Below are 26,240 nucleotides of genomic sequence, written 5' to 3' on the forward strand. Positions count from 1 at the left end.
GGAGCGTCACGGTCGAGAAGTGGGAGCCGGTTCCCACTTCTGTCCGATACGCGATCGGCGCTCAGCCGCGCTGCGCGGGGGGCAGGTGTGTAAGGATGGCATAACTGCGGCCGGCCTTCACGGCGGCGCTCATCAGCGCCTTCAGTTCGGGATAATCCTTCGGCGCCGTGACCAGCCGCGTCATCACCAGCCGGCGGGTGATGACGAGCCTGTTGCCCTGCGCCTCGACCGTGCTGTCGAACTGGCCGGCCGGATTGGCAAGATGAACGGATGCCGGCAGGGACTCTGCCTTGAAGCCCTCAGGAAGCGCGATGGTCATGTTCCAGTCGAATGTGCCGACCTCGCTCGTGAACGGCGCGACCTTGACGTCCGTATGCAGCAGATTGGCCTTGCCGGACAGGGGCTCGGTGTCGAAGCCTGCCTGCAGCGGCAGGACGGCGTCAGTCTGCGACAGGTCCACCACGGCCGGCGCGGTCCAGCTGGCGGTCATCGTCAGGTCATCACGCCAGCTTGCCGGCTTTTTCACCGTCAGCTTTCCCTCGCCATATTGGCCATTGCTTGCCAGATTGCGCGTCAAAAACGCCGCCTTGTCCTCGGTCTCGAACTGGTAATAGCGCACGGCCCAGGGCGAGACGGTGACCGTCGCATGGCCGGTCAGCGTGCCGTCGGCGCCAAGTGTCAGGTCGGACCGGTTGGTGATGTGGACCTTGTCGGCTTGCGCATCCGGCAGGCGCATCAGCCGGCTCGGCTTGCCGATGATCATCGCCTGCTTGTTCACCAGCCCGTCGTCCAGCGTGGCGAAGGGGGCCTGCTTGTCCGTCGGATTGTCGAACAGGTCGAAGTCCGGCAGGTAGACGATCACATGGTTGAACTGCCAGGCGACAGGGATCGGCATCGGCTCATAGAGACTGCCCCATTGGACCACGGCACGCTCGGCGCGGATGCCCTCGGCCTGTAGCAGGGCCCGCATCAGCGCGGACTGGTCCTTGCAGTCGCCAAAGCCATTGTCCAGGATCTTGCCGACCGGATGCTCGACCCAACCGTCATTCGGATTCAGGTCAAGCGCCGTATAGGCGATGTTCTGACGGATCCAGTCATGGATCGCGGCGGCGGCGTCCAGCCCCTTCTTCTCGCCGACGATCGAGTCGGCCAGATGCTTGACCCGCTCGGCTGTGGCCGGGTCAAGATGCTCTTCAGTCTGGCCGGCGATCCGGTCGCCATTTTCCTCCAGTCGGGTGAGGGTGGTGGCCATGAAGCGTGGGCGGAACTGCGCATCCGCCACGGTCGGATAGGTCACGCGCAGCTTGGGAATGCCGGTCAGATGCGCCCGGATGACGCGGCGGTTCCCGGTCGTGCGGTCCTCGGTCTCGATGCCGGGATCGGCAAACCAGCGCAGCGCCAGATCCGCCGGCGCATCGATCAGCACGGTCTCGTCCTCCACTCGGCGGTCCCGGGGAGCCACTTCCAGAATGTTCACGCCGAAGAGCTGTGGCTGCCGCCGCACCGTGTGCCAGCGGATGTGAACCTTGGTCCCGGGACCCACCTGCGGAAAGAGCACGGTGACCTTTTGATCCGCATTAAAGCCGGGGGCGTTCTTCGACTGCTCCTTCGAGCGGGTGAAGATATCCTCGGGCGGCACGCTCATGCGCGTGCCGTCAGGTTTTACGGTCCAGGCTTCGGCAACGTCGAGCGTCTCCGTCTCGGGGGAATAGCTGAGAGAATGCCGGGTGTTCTCGGCCTTCTCGCCCGGCTTGATCGGCGTCTCGTCGATGGTGATCCAGCTTTCCATCGTCAGGTCCGGATTGATCCGGTACTCCCTGACCTCATGACGGCTGCGATCGCTCTCCGGCGCGTTCTCCTCGCTTCGCGCGCGGCCGGGATCGGTAACGACGGCGGTCCCGGCCAGAAGCAGAAGGGCGAGGCCAAGGGAGACACGGCCAAGGAAAGGGTGAGAACAGCGCATGCTCCGGGCTCCGTGAGCGTGGCGGACAGGCCGCGCGCCCGCCTGCCGGGCCACCCTTGCCGCATCCATCCTCGTCAGCGATCCGTCTTCTTTGCTGCAAGAATATGACCGACTGCTGATTGATGGCGAAAAGGCTCTAGGCTCCCTTCTTGCAGACAAAAAAAGCCCCGCCGGTCCGTCGCTGGACAGGCGGGGCTAGGAGGGCGCATCGCATGGCGGAAGAGGGAGGGAACATCCGCAATGCCTGGGGATACGCCAGGAGAACATCGTGCCGGTCGCGCCCGTTCCGCCGGCCTGGGGCCATGCGAGGTCGCGGTTGCGCATGTCCGCTCGTCGCCGAGCCGGTGCCTGCGCAGGGAAGGATCAAGATCATGTGCGCCGTGCCATCATGGCCGGTGGAGTTTCGCAAGGAGCGAGGCCATCGGGGCTGCGGCACCCGCATCGCAGCTTACCGCCCGTCGCTCTTTCCAGCCACGCCATTGTGGCAGTCTCGCAAATAAAGTCTGTCAGCTGCCGTATCATTCGGCAAAAGCTCAAGCAGTCTCCACTCGATCGCGACAAGCTTTATCAGCATCACGATCGATGATCTGTATTCTTTGCGTCGCTGTCGATTGCCTCGACTGCTTGTCTTGATGTCTATGATCCAACAATACTGTGAATCAATGGTTTCTTCCATCGTGAGAATTTATGGGTGATTTGCTGTGGTGAGATCGAGGACGCGCGCGGGCGTCGTTGCGTGGCGGGCGTTCGGTCCGCGGCGGCAAATGATAGCGCGCGGCGGCACGCATCTGATCATCCAGATGCGCGCAGTAAAATGAATTCAATGATTTAAAGCGATGTTGCCAATTTTCCAACTCTGGATCGCATGCGTCGCGACCGGTGGAATTACTTCGGCTCGTCTTCGCGGATCTGCTCCAGCCGGTATTTCAGCAGGCGAATCATGCGGCGATCGAAATTGATCGCCTCGCGCCGGTCGAAATCGGCCTGCGCCTTGTCATGCGCTTCCACAACCGTGGCCGTGGCCTTGGCGACATCCGCCTGCATGGCGGCGCAATCGGCCCGGGGCGGCAGGCCGGTCAGGGCGCGTTCGAGATCGCGGGCATAGTTGCGGGCGATCTCGGCATGGCGCTCCTCATGGCGCTTGATGTCGGCGGAGAGCGTGTCCCAGACGAGGCCGAGATCCTTGTCGGCATGGGCGCGCCGGGTCCAGCGCGGCAGGATCAGTCGGGTCGCCAGCGTCACCTTGGCGGTGCCGACCGAGCAGCGATTGCCCTGGCTGACATAGCTGACCGTGCCGCCGAACTTGATCTTGGTGGCGCCGGGATGGCGCGCGCCCGTGCTCTTCATCAGGGGACCATGGGCCGAGAGCGCCTTGTCCAGTTCCTCCGCCGTGTTTCCGCCGATGGGGAAATAGGTGATGGTCTTGACCATCTGTGTCTCGGCATGGGTGATGGCCGCCGGGATCGTCAGCAGGGCCGCGACGAGACAGCCGCGCAGGAGAGACGCGCTGGACCGGGAGGAAAAGGCGCGGGACGGAACGAGAGACATGGGAAGCGGTCCGGGCGATTGAAGTGGGGCCAAGCTTCGGGCATAGCCTGCGCTGATGCAAGAAGAAAGCGCCCGCCTGTGTTGAACGCCCCTTTTGCAGGTCGCTCTTGCAGGCCCTTCTCGCAGCTTTGGCAGTCGGATGCCTGTGGCCTGGGGCAAGGGTCTGTTTCATGCCGGCAGGTGCGCCATGACGACCGGAGAGCCCATGACCCGAGACACCATGACCCGAGAGCCCATGACCGCAGAGCAAGAGGCAATGACGATTGATCCCTTCGCGCCCAGAGACTGGGCGCTCGCCCATGGCCGCAGCCTGACTCTGGGGCCCAAGGCCCTGATCATGGCGATCGTCAATGTGACGCCCGACAGCTTCTCCGATGGCGGGGCGCATCTGGATCCGGGCGCGGCGGTGGCCCATGGCAAAGCCTGCCTCGCCGCAGGCGCCGAGATCCTCGATATCGGCGGTGAATCGACCCGCCCGGGCGCAGCACCGGTGAGCGCCGAGGAGGAACAGGCTCGTATCCTGCCCGTGATCGCGGCGCTCGCGGCCGAGACCGACGCCATTCTCTCCATCGACACTTACCGCGCCGAGACCGCCCGGCTGGCCATTGCCGCCGGCGCGCATCTCATCAACGATGTCCACGGCCTCTGGCGCGAGCCTGAGGTGGCCGATGTGGCCGCAAAGGCCGGCGCCGGCCTCTGCCTGATGCACACCGGCCGCGACCGGACGCGGCATGACGACGTGATCGAGGACCAGACCCTGTTCTTTGCCCACTCGCTTGCCGTGGCGCGCCGGGCGGGGGTGGCGGAGGCCGCGATTGTGCTCGATCCGGGCTTTGGCTTTGCCAAGGAAACGGCCGAGATCAATCTGGCTCTGATGGACCGGCTGCCCGAACTTTTTTCGCTCGGCTTTCCTCTGCTCGTCGGCACTTCGCGCAAGCGCTTCCTCGGCACGCTGACGGGGCGCGAAGCGGCGGCGCGCGATGTCGCGACGGCGGCGACCAGCGCGCTGATGCGCATGGCCGGCGCGGCGATCTTCCGGGTGCATGCGGTGGAGGCGAATCGCGATGCGCTTCTCGTGGCCGATGCGCTTCTCGCCAGGCGGCATGGCGCGCCCAAGAGCTGAGATTGCGGCAGGCCGCCGCGCGGGCCTGCGGTGAAGCGCGGCTCCAGGGGCGGGCGCGGGCGGCTTTCCCTTGACAAAGCCCGGTGTCCATGCGCTTGTCCGCCCGATTTTGCACTGCCGCCTCGGACATCCCTTCATGGGGGCCTGTCTGTCGGGGCGGCGAAGCTTTTGCCTTCTCGAGACTTCAGGACAGACCGATGCATCCTTACCGCAGCCACACTTGCGCCGCCCTGAGACCCTCCGATGTCGGCGCCAATGTCCGCCTTTCCGGCTGGGTGCATCGCGTGCGCGACCATGGCGGCGTTCTCTTCATCGACCTGCGCGACCATTACGGTCTGACCCAGGTGGTGGTGGACCCCGACAGCCCGGCCTTCAAGACCGCCGAGCAGGTGCGCGGCGAATGGGTGATCCGCATCGACGGGCTGGTCAAGGCGCGCACGGCCGAAACCGTCAACAAGGCCATGCCGACGGGCGAGATCGAGCTTTACGCCCAGGAGATCGAGGTTCTTTCCGCCGCCAAGGAGCTGCCGCTCCCGGTCTTCGGCGAGCCCGACTATCCCGAGGACGTGCGCCTGAAGTACCGCTTCCTCGACCTGCGCCGCGAGACGCTGCACAAGAACATCGTCAAGCGCACCCAGATCATCGCCGACATGCGCAACCGCATGAACGCATCAGGTTTCGCCGAATACACCACGCCGATCCTCACGGCCTCCTCGCCGGAAGGCGCGCGCGACTTCCTGGTGCCGAGCCGCATCCATCCCGGCACCTTCTTCGCCCTGCCGCAGGCGCCGCAGCAGTACAAGCAGCTCCTGATGGTGGCCGGCTTCGACCGCTACTTCCAGATCGCGCCCTGCTTCCGCGACGAAGACCCGCGCGCCGACCGCCTGCCGGGCGAGTTCTACCAGCTCGACGTCGAGATGAGCTTCGTCACGCAGGAAGACGTCTGGAACACGATGGCGCCGGTCATCACCGAGGTGTTCGAAAAGTTCGCCGAGGGCAAGCCGGTGACGAAGGACTGGCCGCGCATTCCCTATGACGTGGCGATCCGCAAGTATGGCTCCGACAAGCCCGACCTGCGCAACCCGATCGAGATGCAGGCCGTGACCGAGCATTTCGCCGGCTCGGGCTTCAAGGTCTTCGCCAACATGATCGCGTCGAACCCGAAGGTCGAGGTCTGGGCGATCCCGGCCAAGACCGGTGGCTCCCGCGCCTTCTGTGACCGGATGAATGCCTGGGCGCAGTCCACTGGCCAGCCGGGTCTCGGCTATATCTTCTGGCGCAAGGAAGGCGAGGTGCTGGAAGGCGCCGGCCCGCTTGCCAAGAACATCGGCCCCGAGCGCACCGACGCGATCCGCACGCAGCTGGGTCTCGATGATGGCGACGCCTGCTTCTTCGTCGCCGGTGATCCGGCGAAGTTCTACAAGTTCGCCGGCGAAGCCCGCACCAAGGCCGGCGAGGAGCTGAACCTGGTCGACCGCGACCGGTTCGAGCTGTGCTGGATCGTCGATTTCCCGTTCTACGAATGGAGCGAGGAAGAAAAGAAGGTCGACTTCGCCCACAACCCCTTCTCCATGCCGCAGGGCGGGCTCGAGGCGCTGGAAAACCAGGATCCGCTCACGATCAAGGCCTTCCAGTATGACGCGGTCTGCAACGGCTTCGAGATCGCCTCGGGCTCGATCCGCAACCAGTCGCCGGAGCTGATGGTCAAGGCCTTCGAGCTCGTCGGCCTGTCCAAGCAGGATGTCGAGGATCGCTTCGGCGGCATGTACCGCGCCTTCCAGTATGGCGCGCCGCCGCATGGTGGCTGCGCTTTCGGCATCGATCGGGTGATCATGCTGCTGGTCGGCGCCAAGAACCTGCGCGAAATCTCGCTGTTCCCGATGAACCAGCAGGCGCAGGATCTTCTGATGAACGCGCCGAGCGAGGCCACGCCGACGCAGCTGCGCGAACTCGGCCTGCGCGTCGTACCGCAGCCGAAGAAGGACTGAGGCTCTCATGCCGGCGGCATTCGCGGCGTGGTGGGGGCGGTTGAAAGACGCCCTGCCGCGTGCGGTTGCCGCCGCACTGGCCGCGACCATCGCCTATGCGACCTCCCGCTGGCTGCTCGGCCATCCCCAGCCGGTTTTCACCGCCGTCGGCGCCATCATCTGCCTGGCGCCGGGCATTGCCAGCCATGTGCGCCAGAGCGTCAACGTGCTCCTGGGCGTCACCCTCGGCATCCTGATCGGCGAGGCGGTTCTGTTCATTCCGGGGCCAGCCTGGGAATTTCGCGTCGGGCTTGCCGTGTTCCTGTCGCTGGCTATTGGCGCGTCCTTCGGCCAGCCGGCGGTCTTCGCCATCCAGGCCGGCGTTTCCGCCGTGCTGATCCAGCTGATGGGGCCGGAAACCGCCGGGCTCAACCGTCTGCTCGATGTGGCCATCGGGCTCGCCGTCAGCCTGCCTTTCGGCGCGGCCCTCTATCTCACCCGCAAGACCGACCCAGAGAGCTGAAGCGCGCGCGTCTTGTCAGTCGTTGCGTCCGCCTGCCTTTGCCCTTATAAGCGTCCGATCACCACGGACCCGGTGTGACTCCGGGTGGCTCTTCTGGCCGCCGATCCGCCAGACAACGCACATGCATCCCCTGATTTCCCCCGCGCCGCGCTCTCATGCCTGCGCCTGATGCATGATCTTTGCGAAAAACATCCTCATGACGACAACACTCACGTCCTACCGGCGCGAATGGTTCTGCAATGTCCGCGGCGATCTCCTGTCCGGCATCGTCGTGGCCCTCGCGCTCATTCCCGAAGCCATCGGCTTTTCCGTCATTGCCGGGGTCGATCCCAAGGTCGGCCTGTTCGCCTCTTTCGCCATTGCCTGCGTCTCCGCCTTTGCCGGCGGCCGTCCGGGCATGATCTCGGCGGCAACCGCCGCCACCGCCGTGCTGATGGTGACGCTGGTCAAGCAGCACGGGCTCGAATACCTCTTCGCCGCCACGCTGCTGATGGGCGTCATCCAGATCGCCGCCGGCTTCCTCAAGCTCGGCCGGGTCATGCGCTTCGTCTCGCGCTCGGTCATCACCGGCTTCGTCAATGCGCTGGCGATCCTGATCTTTATGGCGCAACTACCCGAGCTGATTGGCGTGCCGCCGCTGACCTATGTCATGATCGCCGCAGCGCTGGCGATCATCTATCTCTTTCCCTATGTGACCAAAGCGATCCCATCGCCGCTGGTGGCGATCGTCGCTCTCACGGCGGTGGCCGTCTTCACCGGCATGGATCTGCGCACGGTCGGCGATCTCGGCGAGCTGCCCTCGACCCTGCCGATCTTCGCGCTGCCCAACGTGCCGCTGACCCTGGAAACATTGCAGATCATCCTGCCCTATTCCTTTGGTCTGGCGGCGGTCGGCCTGCTGGAATCGCTGATGACGGCGCAGATCGTCGACGACATGACCGACACCGGCAGCTCCAAGAGCCAGGAATGTGTCGGGCAGGGGGTGAGCAACATCGCCTCCGGCCTGATCGGCGGCATGGGCGGCTGCGCCATGATCGGGCAGTCGGTGATCAACGTCACCTCGGGCGGGCGCGGCCGCCTGTCCACCTTCGTGGCCGGCGCCTTCCTGCTGGTGCTGATCCTGGTGCTGGACGATCTCGTGCGCATCATCCCCATGGCGGCGCTGACGGCCGTGATGATCATGGTCTCGATCGGCACCTTCTCCTGGCGCTCGATCCTGGATCTGCGCCGCAATCCGCCATCCTCCTCCATCGTGATGCTGGCGACGGTGGTCACCACCGTCGGTACGCATGATCTGGCCAAGGGCGTGCTGGTCGGCGTGCTCCTGTCCGGCGTCTTCTTCGCCGGCAAGGTGGCCCGGCTCTTCCATGTGCGCAGCGAGTTGAGCGCGGATGGCCGGCTGCGCACCTATCGCGTCGATGGCCAGCTGTTCTTCGCCTCGACCGAGGCCTTCATCGCCGCCTTCGACTTTGCCGAGCCGGTGCCGGCCGTGCGGATCGACGTCAGCGCCGCCCATTTCTGGGACATCAGCGCGGTCGGTGCTCTGGACAAGGTGGTGCTGAAATATCGCCGCCATGGCGTGGCGGTCGAAGTCACTGGCGTAAATGCGGCCAGCGCGCCGCTGCTGGAGCGCTTCGCTGTGCACGACAAGGAGGGCCAGGCGCTTCCGGCCGGCCACTGAGCCGGCGTTGCGCGCACTTCCGAAAGAAAACGCCGGCCTCCAGGGGCCGGCGCTCTTTTGTTTCAGATGGCCTCCGGCTCACTCGCCGGCATTGGCCTCCACGCTCACGCCCAGCATCTTGGGTAGCGTGTTCGGCGCGCCCATGGCGGCACCGGCGATCATCGGGAAAGGCACGGGCTTTTCCGGATTGGCGCTGATGGTGAAGCTCTTGGGGTCGGACAGATAGGTGCTGACCGCGTTCGAGATCTGGTTCTGCAGTTCGGGGATGTTGAGCTGCGCCACCATCAGCGGCGTCAGGCCCTTCAGCGATTCGGCCAGCTGCTTGCCGCTGACCTTCTGCTGCGCGCCGAAATAGTCGAGCAGGCGCTGGGTGATCGAGGCGTCGTCGAAGCGGATCTCCGCCGTGTTGAACGTCAGCTGCTGCAGAAGCCCGAGCATGGACATGCCCAGCGCCTGGTTCGCCTGCTCCTTGTTCGGGTTCTCCTCGGCGGCCTTCACCGCCTGCTGGATGGCATTCATGAAGGTCGGCGTATAGCCCGACATGCCGAGCGTCATGGAGAGCTTGCCGACCTTGTCGAAGTCCGCTTCGAGATTGTCGAGCGACAGCGTGCCGCTGCCCACTTCCCAATTGCCTTCCATGGAGATTTCGCCGTTCAGCGTGGAGAGGCCGAGTTTGTCGATGGTCTCGCGCGACTTCGGATCCTCGACCGTGTCGAGCGCGATCTTGATGCCGGTGGCGCTGCCGTCGAATTCCAGGCCCTTGTCGCCTTCCTGGCGCGACACGTTGCTTTCCGTCGCTTCCATCGAGAACACCGTCTTGCCCTTCACGGTGACGGTGACAGGGCCGCTGGCGGCGGTCTGGTAGTAGAGCAGATTGTCGAGTGTGTTGCCGGTGGTGGAGGCCGGGATCTGCAGACCGCCGATCGCCATGTCACGCGCGGTGATGTGGCTGTCCTCCTGGGTCATGTCCAGATCCTGGAACGCGACCGTTTCCACGTAATAGGCGCCGCCATCCTTTTCCGCCACGCCCTCGAAGGCGATGTCGCCGAGCGGGATGGGCGGCTGGTTGAGCGGATTGAGGCTGGCGCCCTTGAGCGTCACCACATCGCCTTCCACCTCGATCGCCTGATAGGCGATCTGGCCGCCAGACGGCGAATAGGCGGCATTGAGCTTGCGGACCATGTCGGCCCCGTCGAGCGCGAAGGCCGGCGCGGCCAGCGCGAAGAGGGCGACGCCTGCCAGCAGGCTGCCAACGGCCCGCTTGCGCAAGGGCGTGGAACGAGTGGGGCGGCTCAGGGTCATCAAGGGGTTTCCTCCGGTCGGTTGCTTTTCATTTCGTTTGCGCCATGCCATCGTCCGGCGCAGCGGCGGCACTATAGGGCGCAGGCCGCGACGATGAAACAGGCCGTTTGCCCGGCTTGTCCACAAAGCGCGGGACGGCGCGCGCTTGATGTTCACCTTTTGTTGAGGTAGCAGAAGCCCATGGGACAGAGCCTTCCGCCCTCCGGGCCAGACGATCATATCCAGCCCGTCGATCTCAAGGCGGCGCTGGAAGAGCGCTACCTCGCTTATGCGCTGTCGACGATCATGCATCGTGCGCTACCCGATGTGCGCGACGGGCTGAAACCGGTGCATCGGCGTATCGTCTATGCGATGAGCGAGATGGGGCTGCGCTCCAACACGGCGTTTCGCAAATGCGCCAAGATCGTCGGCGAGGTCATGGGTAATTTCCATCCCCATGGCGACCAGTCGATCTATGATGCGCTGGTGCGGCTGGCGCAGGATTTTTCCGTTCGCTATCCGCTGGTCGACGGGCAGGGCAATTTCGGCAATATCGACGGCGATAGCCCGGCGGCGATGCGTTACACCGAATCGAAGATGACGCCGGTCGCCGAGCTGCTTCTGGGCGGCATCGATGAGGATGCGGTCGATTTCCGCGAGACCTATGACGAATCGAACCGCGAGCCCGTGGTTCTTCCCGGCGCCTTCCCCAACCTGCTCGCCAATGGCTCCTCCGGCATCGCCGTGGGCATGGCCACCTCGATCCCGCCGCACAATGTGCATGAGCTCTGCGATGCGGCCACGCTTCTGATCAAGCGGCCGGATGCGACGATCGAGGAGCTGGTGGACAAGGTGCCCGGCCCGGATTTTCCGACCGGCGGCATCATCATCGACGGCCGGGCCTCGATCATCGAGGCCTATGCCACGGGGCGCGGCGGGTTTCGCGTGCGCGCGCGCTGGTCGGTGGAGGATCTCGGCCGCGGGGCATGGCAGATCGTCGTCACCGAAATTCCCTATCAGGTGCAGAAGTCGCGGCTGATCGAGAAGGTGGCCGAGCTTCTGATCGCCCGCAAGCTGCCGCTGCTCGAAGACATCCGCGACGAATCGGCCGAGGATGTGCGCGTGGTGCTCGTGCCCAAGAGCCGCAGCGTCGATCCGACGATCATGATGGAATCGCTGTTCCGGCTGACAGAGCTGGAAAGCCGCTTCCCGCTCAACCTGAACGTCCTGTCCATGGGACGCATCCCCAAGGTCATGTCGATCCGCGACGTGCTGCTCGAATGGCTGCAGCATCGGCGCGAAGTGCTGCAGCGCCGCTCGCGCTTCCGCCTGGCGGCGATCGAGAAGCGGCTGGAGATCCTCGGCGGCTATCTCATCGCCTATCTCAACCTCGACGAGGTGATCCGCATCATCCGCGAGGAGGACGAGGCGAAGCCCGCGCTGATGGCAGCCTTCTCGCTGACCGACCTCCAGGCCGAATCGATCCTCAACATGCGCCTGCGCTCGCTGCGCAAGCTCGAGGAGTTCGAGATCCGCACCGAATTCGACAACCTCACCAAGGAGAAGGCAGGCATCGAGGCGCTGCTCGACAGCCCGGAAAAGCAGTGGAAGACGGTCTCGGACGAGATCGCCGATGTGAAGAAGCGCTTCTCCAAGGCCACCGACCTCGGCCGCCGTCGCACCGATTTCGCCGAGGCGCCACAGGCCGATGTCGAAGCGATCCAGCAGGCGATGATCGAGAAGGAGCCCGTGACGATCGTCATCTCGCAGAAGGGATGGATCCGCGCGCTCAAGGGGCATATCGCCGATACGTCCAGCCTGCAGTTCAAGGAAGGCGACGGGCCGAAGCTTGCCTTCCCGGCCATGACGACGGACCGGCTGCTGATCGTCACGACAGGCGGCAAGGCCTTCACGCTCGGCGCCGACAAGCTGCCGGGCGGGCGCGGCCATGGCGAGCCGCTGCGCATCATGGTGGACATGGACACCGACCAGGATGTGCTCGCGGCCTTCGTCCACGATCCCGCGCGCAAGCGCCTGATCGCCTCGACATCGGGCTATGGCTTCATCGTGGCCGAGACCGAACTCGTCGCCAATACCCGCAAGGGCCGTCAGGTGATGAATGTGGCGCTGCCCGACGAGGTCAAGCTCGCTGTGCCGATCAAGGGCGACCATGTCGCCGTTGTGGGCGAGAACCGCAAGATGCTGGTCTTCCCGCTGGCGCAGGTGCCGGAAATGGGCCGCGGCAAGGGCGTGCGCCTGCAGCGCTACAAGGATGGCGGCATTTCCGACATCCGCTGCTTCGCCATCGAGGAGGGCCTGACCTGGGCCGACAGCGCCGGCCGCAGCTTCTCCAAGACGCGCGAGGAGCTGATCGAATGGCTGGGCGACCGCGCCGAGGCCGGAAGACTGGTGCCCAAGGGCTTTCCGAGGAGCGGGAAGTTTACGGGGTGAGGGGATGGAGCGCTCTGGCCAAAATCATGGGCCGCGCCTGACGACGATGCGTCTTAGCATGTGCACAACGTCCTCTTCCTGCATCTGGGCGGATGCGATCGAGATGACGAAGTCATAAAGGGTCGTATCGTCTGTTTCGATCTCATAGCCGTTTTCTGCCAGGAAAACGGCTGCGGCTACGATGGCGATCCGCTTGTTTCCGTCCACGAAGGCATGATTGCGGCATAGGCCGAACAGATAGGCTGCCGCGAGTTCAATGATGTCATCGCAGCCATAGTGGAACTTGTTCATCGGTCGGCCGAGTGCCGACTCAAGCGCGCCTTCGTCGCGCAGCCCTGAAGCACCGCCGAACTGATGGATCTGCATGTCGTGTAGATCTTCGACGATCGATCTGTCGAGAAAGACCGGCTCCGTCATTCTGCGAGCCGCTTCAAAGCAACCTTGTATTTATCCATGAACTGCTGGGCTGCAGCGCGCTGGCGTGACCGTGTCGATTCAGCCGGTGTGATGGTCATCACGCCTTTGGCGGCAGCGATCTCCAGAAGGTCCCCCGCCTTCAGGCCCAGTTCCTCCAGCACTTCCTTCGGAATGACGATGCCTTCCGCATCATCGATTTTCTGAATGGCGACCTGCATGATCGTCTCCTATCTCCCTCGGTTCCGTACCTAGGGGAAAATTTGCAAAGGTCTCATTGTCCACGTGACGGTGCCGCCCGCGGCCCGCCTTGCCCTCATGCAGATTAAACCACATTCCCACCGCCGCGATAAGCTCAGCGAAGAGCCGCCTCGGCCGCTTGGCGGTGGCGCATCTGCCAGAGGGCATGGGCGAAGAGGGCGAGGATCAGGATGGCGCCGCCGGCAAGCGTGCGGCCTGTCGGAGCCTCGGCGAAGATCAGCCAGATCCAGACCGGCGCGAGAACGGTTTCCAGGAGGTAGAACATGCCGACCTCGGGTGCCGAGAGATAGCGTGGGCCGGTGGCCAGGCAGAAGAAGGCCAGCGGAAGAAGCACGAAGCCGTCGAGCAGCACCCATTGCGGCGCCTGGATCGCCCAGCCATCGCCCATCATCGCCAGTGCCAGTCCGGCCGGCAGCGCGGCCGAGACAAGTGGCACGAGGCCCATGGGTCGCATGCTGGCACGGCCGAGCGTGATGGCGCCGGCGATGCTCAAGGCAGAGGCGACCGCCATGAGATCGCCCGTCAGATGACCGCCCTCGAAGCCGCCGCCGACGATCAGCGCGACGCCCGCCAGCATCACGGCCATGGTCACAAGCGTGGCGGGTGCCGGGCGCTCCTTCAGGAAGATCCAGGCGATCAGCGCTGCGAACATCGAGGTGAAGGCCAGGAGGAAGACGACATTGGCCGAGGCCGTATGAAACAGCGAGGCCACGAAGAACACCGAGCCGAGACCATAGAGCAGGGCGGCGAGAAGCCCCGCGCGGCCGGGCAGCAGCGGTTGTGCGCGCCCCAGCACGCGGTTCAGCACCAACCAGATGATCAGCGCCGCCACCAGCATCGACAGGCTGCGCGCAGCCAGAACCGGCCAGAAGGCGCCGTCGGCCGAGCGCATCAGGGGAATGTCGAAGGACAGGGCCAAACCGCCGAGACCCGTGATCGCCAGGCCACGGCGGCGGTCGCTTGAAGGCGCTTTCATGATACCGTCAGCGCGGAACGGCCGGACGGCCACCAGGCTCCGGCGGCGCATAGGGCTCGCCATCATAGCGTTCCCAGCCGCGCGCCATCAGATGTTCCTGCGGCAGGAACTTTATCTTGTAGTCCATCTTTCGTGAGCCCTTGACCCAATAGCCGAGATAGACATGCGGAACGCCGCGCTCCTGCGCCCGGCGAATATGGTCGAGGATCATGTAGCTGCCGAGCGACCGGTCGACCAGCTCCGGATCGTAGAAGGAATAGACCATCGACAGGCCGTCGCCCATCCGGTCGGTCAGCGCCGTGGCGACCAGCGGTCCCTTGGCCGTGTCGGAAATCCCGCTGCCTTCCACGCGCAGGCGATATTCGATGATCTTGGTGTGGACATGCGTGTCCTCCACCATCATCGCATAATCGAGCACCGACATGTCGGACATGCCGCCGCGCTGGTGGCGGTGGTCCAAGTAGCGGCGAAACAGGCTGTACTGCTCGTTCGACGGTTCTGCCGGATATTCGGCCGAGACGAGATCGCTGTTGGTGGACAGGATGCGGCGCATGGAGCGCGAAGGCTTGAATTCGCCGGCGAGAATGCGCACGGAGACGCAGGCGCGGCAGCTCTCGCAGGCCGGGCGATAGGCGATGTTCTGCGAGCGGCGGAAGCCGCCCTGGGTCAGGAGATCGTTGAGCTCGGGCGCGCGCTCGCCCACCATATGAGTGAAGACCTTGCGCTCCATCTCATGCGGCAGATATGGGCAGGCCGCGGGCGCCGTGAGATAAAATTGCGGAGACGGAGCGGTTTGGGTGTTCATCGGGAGCGGTGTGGCCGGATCTCTGTCCAGGTGCGAATTGCGGATCGCGCGATGATGGCAAAGCTTGCCTCACCGCGCAAGCTGGCCATGCGCCACACCCGAGACCTTTTCATGACAGGCAAAAAATAGGCCCCTGCCGCGTCGCGACAAGGGCATTCCGGGTAGCATTGTCGGCCGTCTTTTCCAGATCGTTGCGCGCATCGGCGCCACGGCTGGACACTCACTCGATCGTCAATAGCTGTCGCTGCGAATCGTGACCGTGCCGATCAGGAAGTCGTGCAACAGGCGGCCGCGCTCTGTGAAAAGGCCGATCAGCACGATGAACGGCGTCAGCAGTGCATTGGCGAGCCAGAAGATCACGAGATGGACGATGGCGGTCAGGAAATCCATCGGCCGGCCATCGGTGCGCGCGATCCGCAGGCCCATCATCCGCATGCCGGGCGAGGCCTGCCCTCTACCGCCAACCGTGAGGCCGAAATAGAGCATGGCAACAATAGCAAACAGCGCCGGATAAAGCAGCCAGGCGAGGCCAAGCGTCAGAACACCGACAAAGGCGAGCACGATGCTTGCCGGGATCCAGAGCACCGCGACAAGAATATAGTCGACCACGAACGCCATGACGCGCCGGCTCAGGACGCCGCGATAGGCGGTCCATTCGGTCGGGGGCAGGCGAATTTCATCAGTGCGCATGGACATGGCAGTCTCCTTCGGTCGTCCGAAATGCAATATGGAGGCCAGTCCTGCCATATTCAATGGCACGCATGAGAGGGGGCATGCTTCATCCGGAACACGCAGGTTCGGTACCGAGCGCGCGGGGTGCGCTCAGCGCCGCAGCTCGTCAGGACACGCTGCTCTTCAGCCCTTTGCCAGCTTGCGCGCCGCCTCCACGGCGAAATAGGTGAGCACCCCGTCACAGCCGGCCCGCTTGAAGCAGAGCAGGGTTTCCATCATCACCCGGTCGCCGTCGATCCAGCCGTTCATCGCCGCCGCCTTGATCTGGCTGTATTCCCCGGAGACCTGATAGGCGAAGGTCGGCAGGCCGAAGCTTTCTTTCAGCCGCCAACAGATGTCGAGATAGGGCAGGCCGGGCTTGACCATCAGCATATCGGCCCCTTCCTCCACATCGAGCGCTGCATCGCGCACCGCCTCCATGCCATTGGCCGGGCTGATGTAATAGCTGTTCTTGTCGCCCTTGAGCAGGCCGCCGGTGTTGATCGCCTCGCGATAGGGGCCGTAGAAGCCGGAGGAGAATTTCGTCGCATAGGACATGATGCCGACATCCTGATGCCCCGCCGCATCCAGCCCGCGGCGGATGGCGCCGATGCGGCCGTCCATCATTTCGGACGGGGCGATGATGTCGGCGCCGGCATCGGCCTGCAGCACGGCCGCGCGCACCACCTGTTCCACCGTCTCGTCGTTGACGATGATCCCCTCGCGCAGGATGCCGTCATGGCCATGGCTGGTGAAGGGATCGAGCGCCACATCGGTGATGATGCCGATGCCGGGCACGGCCTTCTTCACCGCACGGGTGAACTGGTTGATGAGATTGTCGGCGAGAATGTGCGAGCCCGTGGGGTCGCGCAGGTCCATCTCGATATCCGGGAAGGGCGCGATGGCGGGAATGCCAAGATCGGCCGCCTCCTTCACCGCCTCCACCGCCTTGTCGATGCTCATGCGGCTGACCCCCGGCATGGCGGGAATCGGATCCATGACATTCTGCCCCGGCGCCAGAAAGATCGTCCAGATCAGATCATCGACCGTCAGCCGGCTCTCCTGTACCAGCCGCCGCGTCCAGTCCGCCTTGCGGTTGCGGCGCATGCGGCGGTGGCCGGTAATATGGTCCACGAGATGGGTCTTGTCGGTCATGGCATCGTCCGATCGCTGAGGGAGAGAAGGGCCGGCGAAGACGGCCCTAGATGCGGTCCTCCTATCACGCATGGCCGGATGCGGCAAAAGCCGGATCGACGGGCGTGGCGAGCGGTCGCAGCCGGCGGGACGCTACGCGCCTGTGAACGACGCCTCCGCCATGCTCCGATTGGCGCTGGCGCGTGGGCACGCAGGGCCTTATGGTGCGCCGCCATGTCCCTCGACTCCGTCCAGCTTCCCAAGGTCTCGCTCGCCGAGACACTGTTCGCCCTCTTCCTGCGCTTGGTCGCGCTCGGCTGTTTCTGGTCCGGGCTGAACTATTGGGCGCTGCTGGTGGGCTATTCCTATGGCGGCATCGCGCGCTTCGATCTTCTGCCCGTGCCGTGGCGCGTGGTGGCCACCACGCTGGCGGTCACCTATCCCGTGGCGGCTCTGGGCCTGTGGCTGCTGGTCTCCTGGGGGCCGGTGATCTGGGTGGTCGCGGCCGCGACCGAAATCGTCATGTACGGCTATTACACACAGGTCTTCGGCGAGAAGCCGCTGATCCTGATCCTGCATGGAATGGTGGCCGTGGTGTTCGTCCTGTTTCGGGCCGTGATCGCCCGTCAGCGCTACCGCCAGGCCCATGCCGCAAGGAACGATTTACCCTGACAAGCGAGGCGTTGAACGTAACAGGCTGTTAACGCTGCGTTTTAAGTAGAGTTTTATGGGCATTCGATAGGCTTCTGTCCAAGGCGGGTAAAAACAACAAGACCGCCAATCAAACAGGAAGAGGTCACATCATGCTCAACGCGAAGCTCAAGGCGCAGCCCGCGCCGGTCAAGGATCCGCAGGAAGAAGCGATTCTGGCCCTCTACATGGAATCGCTCCACCTCGTGGAGCGGCTGCACCGCCGCCTGCTCGACGTCATCAAGGACGAATTCGACCGCCAGGGCCGCAGCGACGTCAATCCGATCCAGGCGCTGCTCCTGTTCAACATCGGCAATGCCGAGCTGACCGCCGGCGAGCTGCGCTCTCGCGGCTACTATCTCGGCTCCAATGTCTCCTACAATGTCAAGAAGCTGGTCGATCTCGGCCTGATCAACCACCAGCGCTCGCGCATCGACCGCAGGGCCGTACGCATCAGCCTGACGGACGACGGCCAGGAAATCGCCGAGACGGTCGCCAAGCTCTATGAGCGCCATATCGGCTCGATCCAGAAGGTCGGCGGCATTGGCACCGACGAGTTCAGCCAGATGAACCGCCTGCTGCAGCGTCTTGACCGCTTCTGGAACGACTCGATCGCCTATCGCATGTGACACGCCGCGCTTGCGGGTCCCTCCAAGGCCGGACGCTTCCGAGACGGGAAGCGGCCGGCCTTCGCCGTTTTGCATCCCCGCGCGCCGCCAAAACAGCGGCCGGTCGCTGCAATGGCTGTTGCGCGAAAGACACCATCGCCCCGCAACCATCCTTTACTCAGCCGGATGGGCCTCGCGCCAAACACGCTTTGGCCATATTGCTGTGACAGCTAAAACGGGAGCGAATTCCCGTTATTTGATGCGGTTGATCCCGGGCTGGGCAGGTCGATCGTCCCGACAGCGATGGACGAGACATCGCATGTGCGCCCCGGCAATTCATCACGAAGCGTTGAGAACGTGTGAAGCGATTTATCGCGTCGGGATCGGCTAGATCTGAACGATTCTTAACCATGACGATGTTAGCGCTGTGGCAGGATGAAGATCCGCAGCATGGATGGTAGGATTATGTCGAAGAAAACCGAACGCGAACCCGTTTCCCGCCGCACCTTTCTCCGTTCAGCCGCCGGGCTTGGCGCTGTTACGGTCGCCGGCAGCGCGTTCGCGCAGGATTCCCTGCAGGATGTGATCGACGCGCCGCGTCGCGGCATGTGGGACGACCAGTTCGACGCCAAGGCCTCGCGCGCCGCCGTCTCGGTTACCTCGAACAATCCGATTTTCGGCCTCGACACGCTTTCCAACACCCAGGCCGCCATCGGTCAGTATCAGTCGATCGTCACGAATGGCGGCTGGCCGGCGGTCAATCCGCAGGTCAAGCTGCAGCTGGGCGTCACCGATCCCTCGGTGCAGGCGCTGCGCAAATGGCTGATCATCGCCAGCGACCTGCCGCGCGAGGCCGGCATTTCCAATTCCTTCGACTCCTATGTCGATGGCGCGGTCAAGCGCTTCCAGGTGCGCCATGGCCTGCCGCCGGATGGCGTGATGGGCGAGTATTCGATCAAGGCCATGAATGTCACGGCCAATGTCCGGCTGCAGCAGCTCAACACCAATCTGGTGCGCCTGCAGTCCATGTCCGGCGATCTCGGCCGCCGCTTCGTCATGGTCAACATTCCCGCCGCCTATATCGAGGCAGTGGAGAACGGCCGGGTCGTGCAGCGCCACACGGCTGTGGTCGGGCGCCTGTCTCGTCCCACGCACATCATCAATTCAAAGATTTACGAGGTTATCCTCAACCCTTACTGGACCGCGCCGCGCTCGATCGTCGAAAAGGACATCGTGCCGCTGATGCGCAAGGATCCGGAATATCTCAAGCGCAACGCCATCCGTCTGATCGACGGCAGCGGCAATGAGGTCTCGCCCGAATCGATCGACTGGAACGCCGACAAGGCGCCGAACCTGACGTTCCGCCAGGACCCGGGCAAGATCAACGCCATGGCCTCGACCAAGATCAACTTCCACAACCCCAACAACGAGTACATGCACGACACGCCGCAGCAGGGCCTGTTCAACAAGCTGGCCCGCTTCGAAAGCTCGGGCTGCGTGCGCGTGCAGAACGTGCGCGACCTCGCCACCTGGCTGCTCAAGGAAACGCCCGGCTGGTCGCGCCAGCAGATCGAGGCGACGATTCGCGGCGGGCAGAACCAGCCGATCAAGCTTGCCGAGGAAGTGCCCGTCTATTTCAAGTACATCACCGCCTGGGCGGCCAAGGACGGTGTCGTCCAGTTCCGCGACGATATCTACCAGCTCGACGGCGCGCAGGAACTGGCGCTGCAGACCACCACCGGCATCGAGCCGGTGACTGGCGGCAGCGACGGCCTGCCGCAGTAAGCGCGTCAGATATTTTGGATGCGATGAGGCCGTGCCCCGCCGGGCGCGGCCTTTTCCGTTTGGAAGATCGGAGCGAAAATCGGGGCTGCTCCGCGGCTCTGTCTTCTGCGTTGGCGCCGGATTATCGCGAAAATCGGCCCGGCTTTCGGCTCCGATGCGCGAATGGCTGTTTCGCGCCGCCGCTGGTGTGGCAAATGGCGCAAAACGTCCTGCGCGGCTTGCCCTTGCCATGCGAGGACGATAAACACCGTGCCACATCCTTCAAGGAGTTCGCCCTATGAGCCATACCGCTGTCCAGGAAGCCTTTTTCTCGCGCTCGCTCGCCGATACCGACCCGGAAATCTTCGGTTCGATCGAGAAGGAACTCGGTCGCCAGCGCCATGAGATCGAGCTGATCGCGTCGGAAAACATCGTGTCGCGCGCCGTTCTGGAAGCGCAGGGCTCGATCATGACGAACAAATATGCCGAGGGCTATCCGGGCAAGCGCTATTATGGCGGCTGCCAGTTCGTCGATATCGCCGAGGAGCTGGCGATCGAGCGCGCCAAGAAGCTGTTCGGCGTCAACTTCGCCAACGTCCAGCCGAATTCGGGCTCGCAGATGAACCAGGCCGTGTTCCTGGCGCTCCTGCAGCCGGGCGACACCTTCATGGGGCTCGACCTGAATTCCGGGGGGCACCTGACGCATGGTTCGCCGGTCAACATGTCCGGCAAGTGGTTCAACGTAATCTCCTATGGCGTTCGCGCGGAAGACCATCTTCTCGACATGGACGACGTGGCCGAGAAGGCGCGCAAGCACAAGCCGAAGCTCATTCTCGCCGGCGGAACGGCCTATTCCCGCACCTGGGACTGGAAGCGCTTCCGCGAGATCGCCGATGAAGTCGGCGCCTATCTGATGGTGGACATGGCCCACATTGCCGGCCTCGTCGCCGGTGGTCAGCATCCCTCGCCGTTCCCGCATTGCCATGTCGCGACCACCACCACGCACAAGTCGCTGCGCGGCCCGCGTGGCGGCATGATCCTCACCAATGACGAGGATCTGGCGAAGAAGTTCAATTCGGCCGTGTTCCCCGGCCTGCAGGGCGGCCCGCTGATGCATGTCATCGCTGCCAAGGCCGTTGCCTTCGGCGAGGCGCTGCAGCCGGAATTCCAGGACTATGCCGCCCAGATCGTCAAGAACGCCAAGGCGCTCTCGCAGACCCTGGTCGATGGCGGTCTCGATATCGTTTCCGGCGGCACGGACAACCATCTGATGCTGGTCGACCTGCGCAAGAAGAACGCGACGGGCAAGCGCGCCGAGGCCGCTCTCGGCCGTGGCTACATCACCTGCAACAAGAACGGCATTCCCTTCGATCCCGAAAAGCCCTTCGTCACGTCAGGCGTCCGCCTGGGCACGCCGGCCGGCACGACGCGCGGCTTCAAGGAAGCGGAATTCCGCGAGATCGGCAATCTGATCATCGAGGTGCTCGACGGTCTGAAGGTGGCCAATTCCGACGAGGGCAATGCCGCCGTCGAGGCTGCCGTGCGCGAGAAGGTCGTGGCGCTCACCGGCCGCTTCCCGATGTATCCCTACATGTAATCGGCTCCCATGCGCTGCCCCTATTGCGGATCGGAAGACAGCCAGGTCAAGGACAGTCGCCCGGCGGAGGATGGCACGGCCATTCGCCGCCGGCGGATCTGCCCGGACTGTGGCGGTCGCTTTACGACCTTCGAGCGGGTGCAACTGCGGGAACTGACCGTGATCAAGAAAACCGGCCGGAAGGTGCCTTTCGACCGGGACAAGCTGATGCGCTCCTTCGAGATCGCGCTGCGCAAGCGCCCGGTCGATCGAGAGCGCATCGAGCGCGCCGTTTCCGGCATCGTCCGGCGGCTGGAAAGCTCCGGCGAGAACGAGATCGCTTCCGAACAGATCGGCCTGCAGGTGCTGGAGGCGCTGAAGGGCCTCGATGATGTCGGTTTCGTCCGCTACGCCTCGGTCTATCGCGATTTTTCCCATGCAGACGACTTCGAGAAGGTGATCGCCGAGATCTCCGCCAAGATCGCGCGCGATCCGGGGCACTGACGCGAATGCCGGAACAGCGCGGCTCCTGCGTGGATGAAGCGATGATGCGACGCGCGCTGGTGCTGGCGCGCACCCATTTGGGCGCCACCGGCAGCAATCCTTCCGTCGGCTGCGTCATCGTCTCCCCTGACGGCCAGACCGTTCTGGGCGAGGCCGTGACGGCGCGCGACGGCCGCCCCCATGCCGAGCCGCAGGCGCTCAGCCTTGCCGGCCCGGCCGCCCGCGGTGCAACCGCCTATGTCACGCTCGAACCCTGCTCCCATTTCGGCAAGACGCCGCCCTGCGCCGATGCCCTGATTGATGCCGGCATTGCCCGCGTCGTCGTCGGCCTGCAGGATCCCGACGAACGTGTGGCGGGGCGGGGGCTCGCCCGACTGGAAGCCGCCGGCATCGCCGTGACGCGCGGCGTTCTGGAGGCGGAAGGCCGGCATCTGCTGGCCGGCTATCTCCTGCGCAAGACGGCCGGACGGCCGCTGGTGACGGTCAAGCTGGCCGTCTCGGCCGATGGCACGATCGGGCGGCGGGGCGGGGGCCAAGTCGCCATCACCGGGCCCGAGGCGCGCGCCGATGTTCACCGGCTGCGCGCGGAAAGCGACGCGATTCTGGTGGGAATCGGCACGGCGCTGGAAGACGATCCGATGCTCGACGTGCGCCTGCCCGGCCTGGAGGATCGTTCTCCGCTGCGTCTCATCCTCGATCGTGGCCTGGCCTTGCCCGTCGAAAGCAAGCTGGCGCAGACGGCAGGACGCGTGCCCACGCGGGTCGTCACGGCGCCCGGCGCACGCGCCTTGCAGCCCGAGCGCGTGGCGGCGCTGGCCTCGGCCGGCGTGGCCGTTCAGGAAGTGGAAGGTCTGATGACGCTGCTTGACGATCTCGGCGCGGAAGGCCTGTCCAACCTGATGGTGGAGGGCGGCGCGCAGGTCATCCGCTCCTTTCTGGAAGCCGACCGGATCGATCGGCTGCGCCTCTTCACCGGCCGGGTACGGATCGGGCCTGAGGGCGTGGAAACACCGTTTCCCGAGAGCCTGCTTGCCGAGCGCTTTGCCCTGGTGCAGGAAGAACAGGTCGGTGCCGACACGGCCCGCCATTTCGAAAGGATCCGCTGATGTTCACCGGTATCGTCACCGATGTCGGCACGGTTGCCGAAACCAGCCCGCTGGATGCCGGCGTCAAGCTGCGCATCGCCACGGCCTATGATCCTGAAACGATCGAGATCGGTGCGTCCATCGCCCATTCCGGCGTCTGCCTCACCGTCGTGCGCCTGCCGGAACAAGGCTCGAACGAGCGCTGGTTCGAGGTGGAGGCCTGGGAGGAGGCGTTGAGGCTGTCGACCATCGGCGACTGGTCCGAGGGCACGCGCGTCAATCTGGAGCGCTCGCTGAAAATGGGCGATGAGCTGGGCGGCCATCTCGTCCTCGGCCATGTCGATGCCACGGCGGAGATTCTCTCGGTCGAGCAGGAAGGCGAGGCGACCCGTTTCCGGCTCAGGGCGCCGGAGCATCTCGCGCGCTTCGTCGCGCCCAAAGGCTCGGTCGCGCTCGACGGCACCTCGCTGACCGTCAATGCGGTCCGCGGAACGGATTTCGACGTCCTGATCATCCGCCACACGCTCGAAGTCACCACCTGGGGCCTGCGCCAGGCCGGCGACCGTGTGAATTTCGAGGTGGATACGATGGCGCGCTATGCCGCGCGGCTGGCCGAATTTCCCGCTCCGAAGCCTGAGGCCTGAAACGCGGAAATCAAAGAAACGGGCATCTTGATGACCGTTTCTGCAATGCTGCATTAGCGTTCGAGAATGACGACCGTTGCACCGTGATAGACGGTGCGGGCGACTTCGCGAAAGCCGAGCTTGGTTGCGACCCTGAGCGAGGCCTTGTTGGATACGTCGATCAGGCAGGTCCGGCGCAGGGTAGGGAAGCTCTGCTTGGCCCAGGCGAGCGCTGCGGCCACGGCTTCGGTGGCATAGCCCTGGCCATGAGCGGGCGGCACCAGCGCCCAGCCGGTTTCCATCGTGCCTTCGATCGATGGCGTGATGACGCGGTGGAGATCGTGAAAGCCGGCCTCGCCGATGAAGGTGCCGGTGGCGCGCTCCTGAATGGCGAAGAAGCCGAAGCCGAAATAGTGCCACATGCCGATCTGGCGCAGGAAACGGGCCCAGGCCTGTTCGCGCGAAAAGGGCACGCCGCCGATGAAGCGCGTCACCTCGGCATCGGCGAAGAGGTGCACATAAGCCGGGAAGTCGTCCCGGCGATAGGGCCGCAGGACCAGCCGTTCGGTTTCGAGCGTGGGAATGGACGGCATCGGCATTGGTTCCAGGCATGCGGACGGGCGGCTGGACGGGGTTTCTCACGGCGTCCAAGCTCATTGAAGCCAGCAGAGGTTAAGGAGACCTCACGCACTGACGCCGTTACCCGCGAAAAAGCTTCCTTGATCGCCTTCAGGTCGCTTTCCGTGCAGCGGACCGGCGCAGCACCACCACCTCGCCATGATAATCCGTGCGCGCAAATTCCGAAAAGCCAAGCTTGGCGGCCAGCTTGAAGGAGGGCTCGTTTCCGGGAGAAATGATGGCGGTCATGTCGCGGCTGGCAAAGTGAACGTCAGCCCAAGCGATCATGGCGTCCATGGCCTCGAAGGCATAGCCCTTGCCATGAAACTCTGGCAGCAGCACCCACCCGGTCTCCAGCGTGCCGATGAGGGAGGGCGTCATGTCGCGCCGGACCTCATGAAATCCCGCCTCGCCGACGAAGCGGCCCGTCACGCGCTCCTCGATCGCCAGAAAGCCAAACCCCATGAAATGCCACATGCCGGGTCGGTTCATGAGCCGAATCCAGCATTCTTCCGCCGTGAAGGGCTTGCCGCTGATATGGCGAACAACGTCGGGATCCGCCCAAAGGTCACAAAAGGCTTGGTAATCATCGCCGCGATGCGGACGCAGGATCAATCGATCTGTCGTCATTTCCGGCATGGCATGCATGGATGAGCGCTCCTTCACATCAAGAGTCTCTGCATTAGTATGGTTTCGGAAAGCTGCACAGGCTCGCTCCCGACGAAAATCGCTTGCCAAGCGCGGCAAGCCGTGGTCTGACCCCCAAGATTCCAGAAAGCTCACGCACATCATTGCCGCAGGGATGCCCCATGACCGATTCAGAAAAGCCGCATATCCTGATTATCGAGGCCCGCTTTTACGACGACATGTCGGATGCGCTGCTCGATGGCGCGACCTCTGCGCTGACCGAAGCGGGAGCGACCTATGACGTCGTCACCGTGCCGGGCGCGCTGGAAATCCCCGCGGCCATCGCCATGGCGCTCGACGGCGCCGATGAGGATGGCACCTATTACGATGGCTTCGTCGCGCTCGGCATGGTTATCCGCGGCGAGACCTATCATTTCGACATCGTCTCCAACGAATCGAGCCGCGCGCTGATGGATCTTGCGGTTAGCGAGAGCCTGGCGCTGGGCAATGGCATCCTGACGGTGGAAAACGACGAACAGGCCTGGGCGCGCGCGCGCAAGTCCGAGGGCGACAAGGGCGGCTTTGCCGCTCGCGCCTGCCTCACCATGATCGATCTGAAGAAGAAACTGAGCGGCCAGCCGTGACCAAGACCACCCCTGAAAGCGATGGCGCCTCCGCCGTCAAGCAAGTCAACCAGCGCGGCGCGGCGCGCCTCGCCGCCGTTCAGGCACTCTATCAGATGGACGTCGGCGGCACCGGCGTCCTGGAGATCGTCGCCGAATACGAGACCCACCGCCTGGGCCAGGATATCGACGGCGAGACCTATCTGAAGGCGGACGCCGGCTGGTTCCGCTCGATCGTATCCGGCGTGGTGCGCGACCAGCGCACGCTCGACCCGATGATCAAGGCGGCGCTGCAGGACGACTGGGCCCTGTCACGGCTTGATTCGACCGTGCGCGCCATCCTGCGCGCAGGCACGTTTGAGCTCGTCGAGCGGCGCGACGTGCCTGTCGCGGTGATCATCACTGAATATGTCGAGATCGCCCGCGCCTTTTTCGAGGACGAGGAGCCCCGGCTCGTCAATGCCGTGCTCGACCGCATCGCCCGCCAGTTCCGCACGGACGTGCGCAAATAGGCCGCACGGCACGCTCTTTTCGCTCCCCTTGTGACGATTAGCCCCCGCTCTGCACAGCGGCGGGCGCTTGACGCGCTTTTTTCGCCGCCGCACTCTGTCTCTTTCCGTTCTCGCGCTTGAGGAGGTGCCGGGACGGAAAAGAGGAGAGGCGGCACCGGTCGAGGGTTACGGC

The 26,240-nt window shown here is 64.3% G+C and carries 25 protein-coding genes and 1 other annotated feature; of the genes, 14 read left to right on the forward strand and 11 right to left on the reverse strand.

The window, feature by feature from the left end; translation table 11 throughout:
• Window positions 1-61: 61 nt before the first annotated feature.
• Together BJF92_RS05685 and BJF92_RS05690 are read right to left on the reverse strand one after the other, a co-directional pair.
• Window positions 62-1,963, reverse strand: a complete 1,902-nt coding sequence (locus BJF92_RS05685) for a DUF3857 domain-containing protein (RefSeq protein WP_075633776.1) — start codon at window positions 1,961-1,963, stop codon at window positions 62-64.
• Window positions 1,964-2,848: 885 nt separating this feature from the next.
• Complete coding sequence (locus tag BJF92_RS05690) at window positions 2,849-3,511, reverse strand: DUF922 domain-containing Zn-dependent protease (RefSeq protein WP_075633777.1); 663 nt, start codon at window positions 3,509-3,511, stop codon at window positions 2,849-2,851.
• A gap of 256 nt (window positions 3,512-3,767) precedes the next feature.
• Here BJF92_RS05690 and folP point away from each other — a divergent pair, with 256 nt between their 5' ends.
• From folP to BJF92_RS05710, 4 genes are all read left to right on the forward strand, one after another.
• Window positions 3,768-4,634, forward strand: coding sequence for a dihydropteroate synthase (gene folP / locus BJF92_RS05695; RefSeq protein WP_075633778.1), 867 nt, complete (start codon window positions 3,768-3,770; stop codon window positions 4,632-4,634).
• A 197-nt stretch (window positions 4,635-4,831) separates the two neighbouring features.
• Window positions 4,832-6,622 carry an aspartate--tRNA ligase gene (gene aspS / locus BJF92_RS05700; protein WP_075633779.1) on the forward strand — a complete coding sequence of 597 codons (1,791 nt, stop codon included), beginning with the start codon at window positions 4,832-4,834 and terminating at the stop codon, window positions 6,620-6,622.
• 7 nt (window positions 6,623-6,629) lie between these two features.
• Entirely contained in the window at window positions 6,630-7,124 is a 495-nt protein-coding gene (locus BJF92_RS05705) for an FUSC family protein (RefSeq protein ID WP_075633780.1), read from the forward strand.
• A 62-nt stretch (window positions 7,125-7,186) separates the two neighbouring features.
• Window positions 7,187-7,242, forward strand: a sequence feature (sul1 is cis-regulatory element that is thought to sense ions involved in sulfur or methionine metabolism; They are found in Alphaproteobacteria).
• 78 nt (window positions 7,243-7,320) lie between these two features.
• Window positions 7,321-8,805, forward strand: coding sequence for a SulP family inorganic anion transporter (locus BJF92_RS05710; RefSeq protein WP_075633960.1), 1,485 nt, complete (start codon window positions 7,321-7,323; stop codon window positions 8,803-8,805).
• 78 nt (window positions 8,806-8,883) lie between these two features.
• Here BJF92_RS05710 and BJF92_RS05715 read toward each other — a convergent pair whose 3' ends face one another.
• Window positions 8,884-10,107, reverse strand: coding sequence for a hypothetical protein (locus BJF92_RS05715; RefSeq protein ID WP_075633781.1), 1,224 nt, complete (start codon window positions 10,105-10,107; stop codon window positions 8,884-8,886).
• 180 nt (window positions 10,108-10,287) lie between these two features.
• Between BJF92_RS05715 and parC the strand changes: the two genes are divergently transcribed.
• Window positions 10,288-12,537 (forward strand): DNA topoisomerase IV subunit A, encoded by a 2,250-nt coding sequence (gene parC / locus BJF92_RS05720; RefSeq protein WP_075633782.1) that lies wholly within the window; start codon window positions 10,288-10,290, stop codon window positions 12,535-12,537.
• A gap of 24 nt (window positions 12,538-12,561) precedes the next feature.
• Here parC and BJF92_RS05725 read toward each other — a convergent pair whose 3' ends face one another.
• From BJF92_RS05725 to hemB, 6 genes are all read right to left on the reverse strand, one after another.
• Window positions 12,562-12,954, reverse strand: coding sequence for a type II toxin-antitoxin system death-on-curing family toxin (locus tag BJF92_RS05725; RefSeq protein ID WP_075633783.1), 393 nt, complete (start codon window positions 12,952-12,954; stop codon window positions 12,562-12,564).
• Window positions 12,951-13,172, reverse strand: a complete 222-nt coding sequence (locus tag BJF92_RS05730) for an AbrB/MazE/SpoVT family DNA-binding domain-containing protein (protein ID WP_075633784.1) — start codon at window positions 13,170-13,172, stop codon at window positions 12,951-12,953. Before BJF92_RS05730 ends, BJF92_RS05725 begins: the two co-directional genes overlap by 4 nt.
• Before the next feature lie 134 nt (window positions 13,173-13,306).
• Entirely contained in the window at window positions 13,307-14,188 is an 882-nt protein-coding gene (locus tag BJF92_RS05735; protein ID WP_075633961.1) for a DMT family transporter, read from the reverse strand.
• A 7-nt stretch (window positions 14,189-14,195) separates the two neighbouring features.
• Window positions 14,196-14,993, reverse strand: a complete 798-nt coding sequence (locus BJF92_RS05740) for an arginyltransferase (RefSeq protein ID WP_075633785.1) — start codon at window positions 14,991-14,993, stop codon at window positions 14,196-14,198.
• Window positions 14,994-15,224: 231 nt separating this feature from the next.
• Window positions 15,225-15,689, reverse strand: coding sequence for an RDD family protein (locus BJF92_RS05745; protein WP_075633786.1), 465 nt, complete (start codon window positions 15,687-15,689; stop codon window positions 15,225-15,227).
• Between the two features lie 159 nt (window positions 15,690-15,848).
• Window positions 15,849-16,859 carry a porphobilinogen synthase gene (hemB, locus tag BJF92_RS05750; protein ID WP_075633787.1) on the reverse strand — a complete coding sequence of 337 codons (1,011 nt, stop codon included), beginning with the start codon at window positions 16,857-16,859 and terminating at the stop codon, window positions 15,849-15,851.
• 213 nt (window positions 16,860-17,072) lie between these two features.
• Here hemB and BJF92_RS05755 point away from each other — a divergent pair, with 213 nt between their 5' ends.
• The 7 genes from BJF92_RS05755 to BJF92_RS05785 all read left to right on the forward strand — a co-directional run bounded on the left by BJF92_RS05755 (window position 17,073) and on the right by BJF92_RS05785 (window position 23,709).
• The gene (locus BJF92_RS05755) at window positions 17,073-17,510 is read left to right on the forward strand and encodes a DUF6163 family protein (protein ID WP_075633788.1); all 438 of its coding nucleotides are present in this window, start codon (window positions 17,073-17,075) and stop codon (window positions 17,508-17,510) included.
• A gap of 131 nt (window positions 17,511-17,641) precedes the next feature.
• A complete protein-coding gene (ldtR, locus tag BJF92_RS05760; RefSeq protein WP_075633789.1) occupies window positions 17,642-18,157 on the forward strand; it encodes a transcriptional regulator LdtR in 516 nt (171 codons plus the stop codon).
• 444 nt (window positions 18,158-18,601) lie between these two features.
• Window positions 18,602-19,921: a L,D-transpeptidase family protein gene (locus BJF92_RS05765; protein WP_075633790.1), complete on the forward strand. Its 1,320-nt coding sequence runs from the start codon at window positions 18,602-18,604 to the stop codon at window positions 19,919-19,921.
• 277 nt (window positions 19,922-20,198) lie between these two features.
• Complete coding sequence (glyA, locus tag BJF92_RS05770; protein WP_075633791.1) at window positions 20,199-21,497, forward strand: serine hydroxymethyltransferase; 1,299 nt, start codon at window positions 20,199-20,201, stop codon at window positions 21,495-21,497.
• A 9-nt stretch (window positions 21,498-21,506) separates the two neighbouring features.
• On the forward strand, window positions 21,507-21,980 hold the full coding sequence (gene nrdR, locus BJF92_RS05775; protein WP_075633792.1) for a transcriptional regulator NrdR: 474 nt from the start codon (window positions 21,507-21,509) through the stop codon (window positions 21,978-21,980).
• A 44-nt stretch (window positions 21,981-22,024) separates the two neighbouring features.
• A complete protein-coding gene (gene ribD, locus BJF92_RS05780; RefSeq protein ID WP_078057878.1) occupies window positions 22,025-23,086 on the forward strand; it encodes a bifunctional diaminohydroxyphosphoribosylaminopyrimidine deaminase/5-amino-6-(5-phosphoribosylamino)uracil reductase RibD in 1,062 nt (353 codons plus the stop codon).
• Window positions 23,086-23,709: a riboflavin synthase gene (locus tag BJF92_RS05785; RefSeq protein ID WP_075633794.1), complete on the forward strand. Its 624-nt coding sequence runs from the start codon at window positions 23,086-23,088 to the stop codon at window positions 23,707-23,709. The genes ribD and BJF92_RS05785 overlap by 1 nt, the downstream gene beginning before the upstream one ends.
• Before the next feature lie 53 nt (window positions 23,710-23,762).
• On the opposite strand, the gene BJF92_RS05790 is transcribed toward BJF92_RS05785, so the two are convergent.
• Both BJF92_RS05790 and BJF92_RS05795 read right to left on the reverse strand, forming a co-directional pair.
• Window positions 23,763-24,281, reverse strand: coding sequence for a GNAT family N-acetyltransferase (locus BJF92_RS05790; RefSeq protein WP_075633962.1), 519 nt, complete (start codon window positions 24,279-24,281; stop codon window positions 23,763-23,765).
• Window positions 24,282-24,417: 136 nt separating this feature from the next.
• Window positions 24,418-24,954: a GNAT family N-acetyltransferase gene (locus BJF92_RS05795; RefSeq protein ID WP_075633795.1), complete on the reverse strand. Its 537-nt coding sequence runs from the start codon at window positions 24,952-24,954 to the stop codon at window positions 24,418-24,420.
• 161 nt (window positions 24,955-25,115) lie between these two features.
• Here BJF92_RS05795 and ribH point away from each other — a divergent pair, with 161 nt between their 5' ends.
• Together ribH and nusB are read left to right on the forward strand one after the other, a co-directional pair.
• Window positions 25,116-25,577 (forward strand): 6,7-dimethyl-8-ribityllumazine synthase, encoded by a 462-nt coding sequence (gene ribH / locus BJF92_RS05800; RefSeq protein ID WP_075633796.1) that lies wholly within the window; start codon window positions 25,116-25,118, stop codon window positions 25,575-25,577.
• Window positions 25,574-26,068 carry a transcription antitermination factor NusB gene (gene nusB / locus BJF92_RS05805; protein WP_075633797.1) on the forward strand — a complete coding sequence of 165 codons (495 nt, stop codon included), beginning with the start codon at window positions 25,574-25,576 and terminating at the stop codon, window positions 26,066-26,068. Before ribH ends, nusB begins: the two co-directional genes overlap by 4 nt.
• The last annotated feature ends 172 nt before the right edge of the window (window positions 26,069-26,240 follow it).

It is taken from the genome of Xaviernesmea rhizosphaerae (genome assembly GCF_001938945.1).
GTDB lineage: Bacteria > Pseudomonadota > Alphaproteobacteria > Rhizobiales > Rhizobiaceae > Xaviernesmea > Xaviernesmea rhizosphaerae.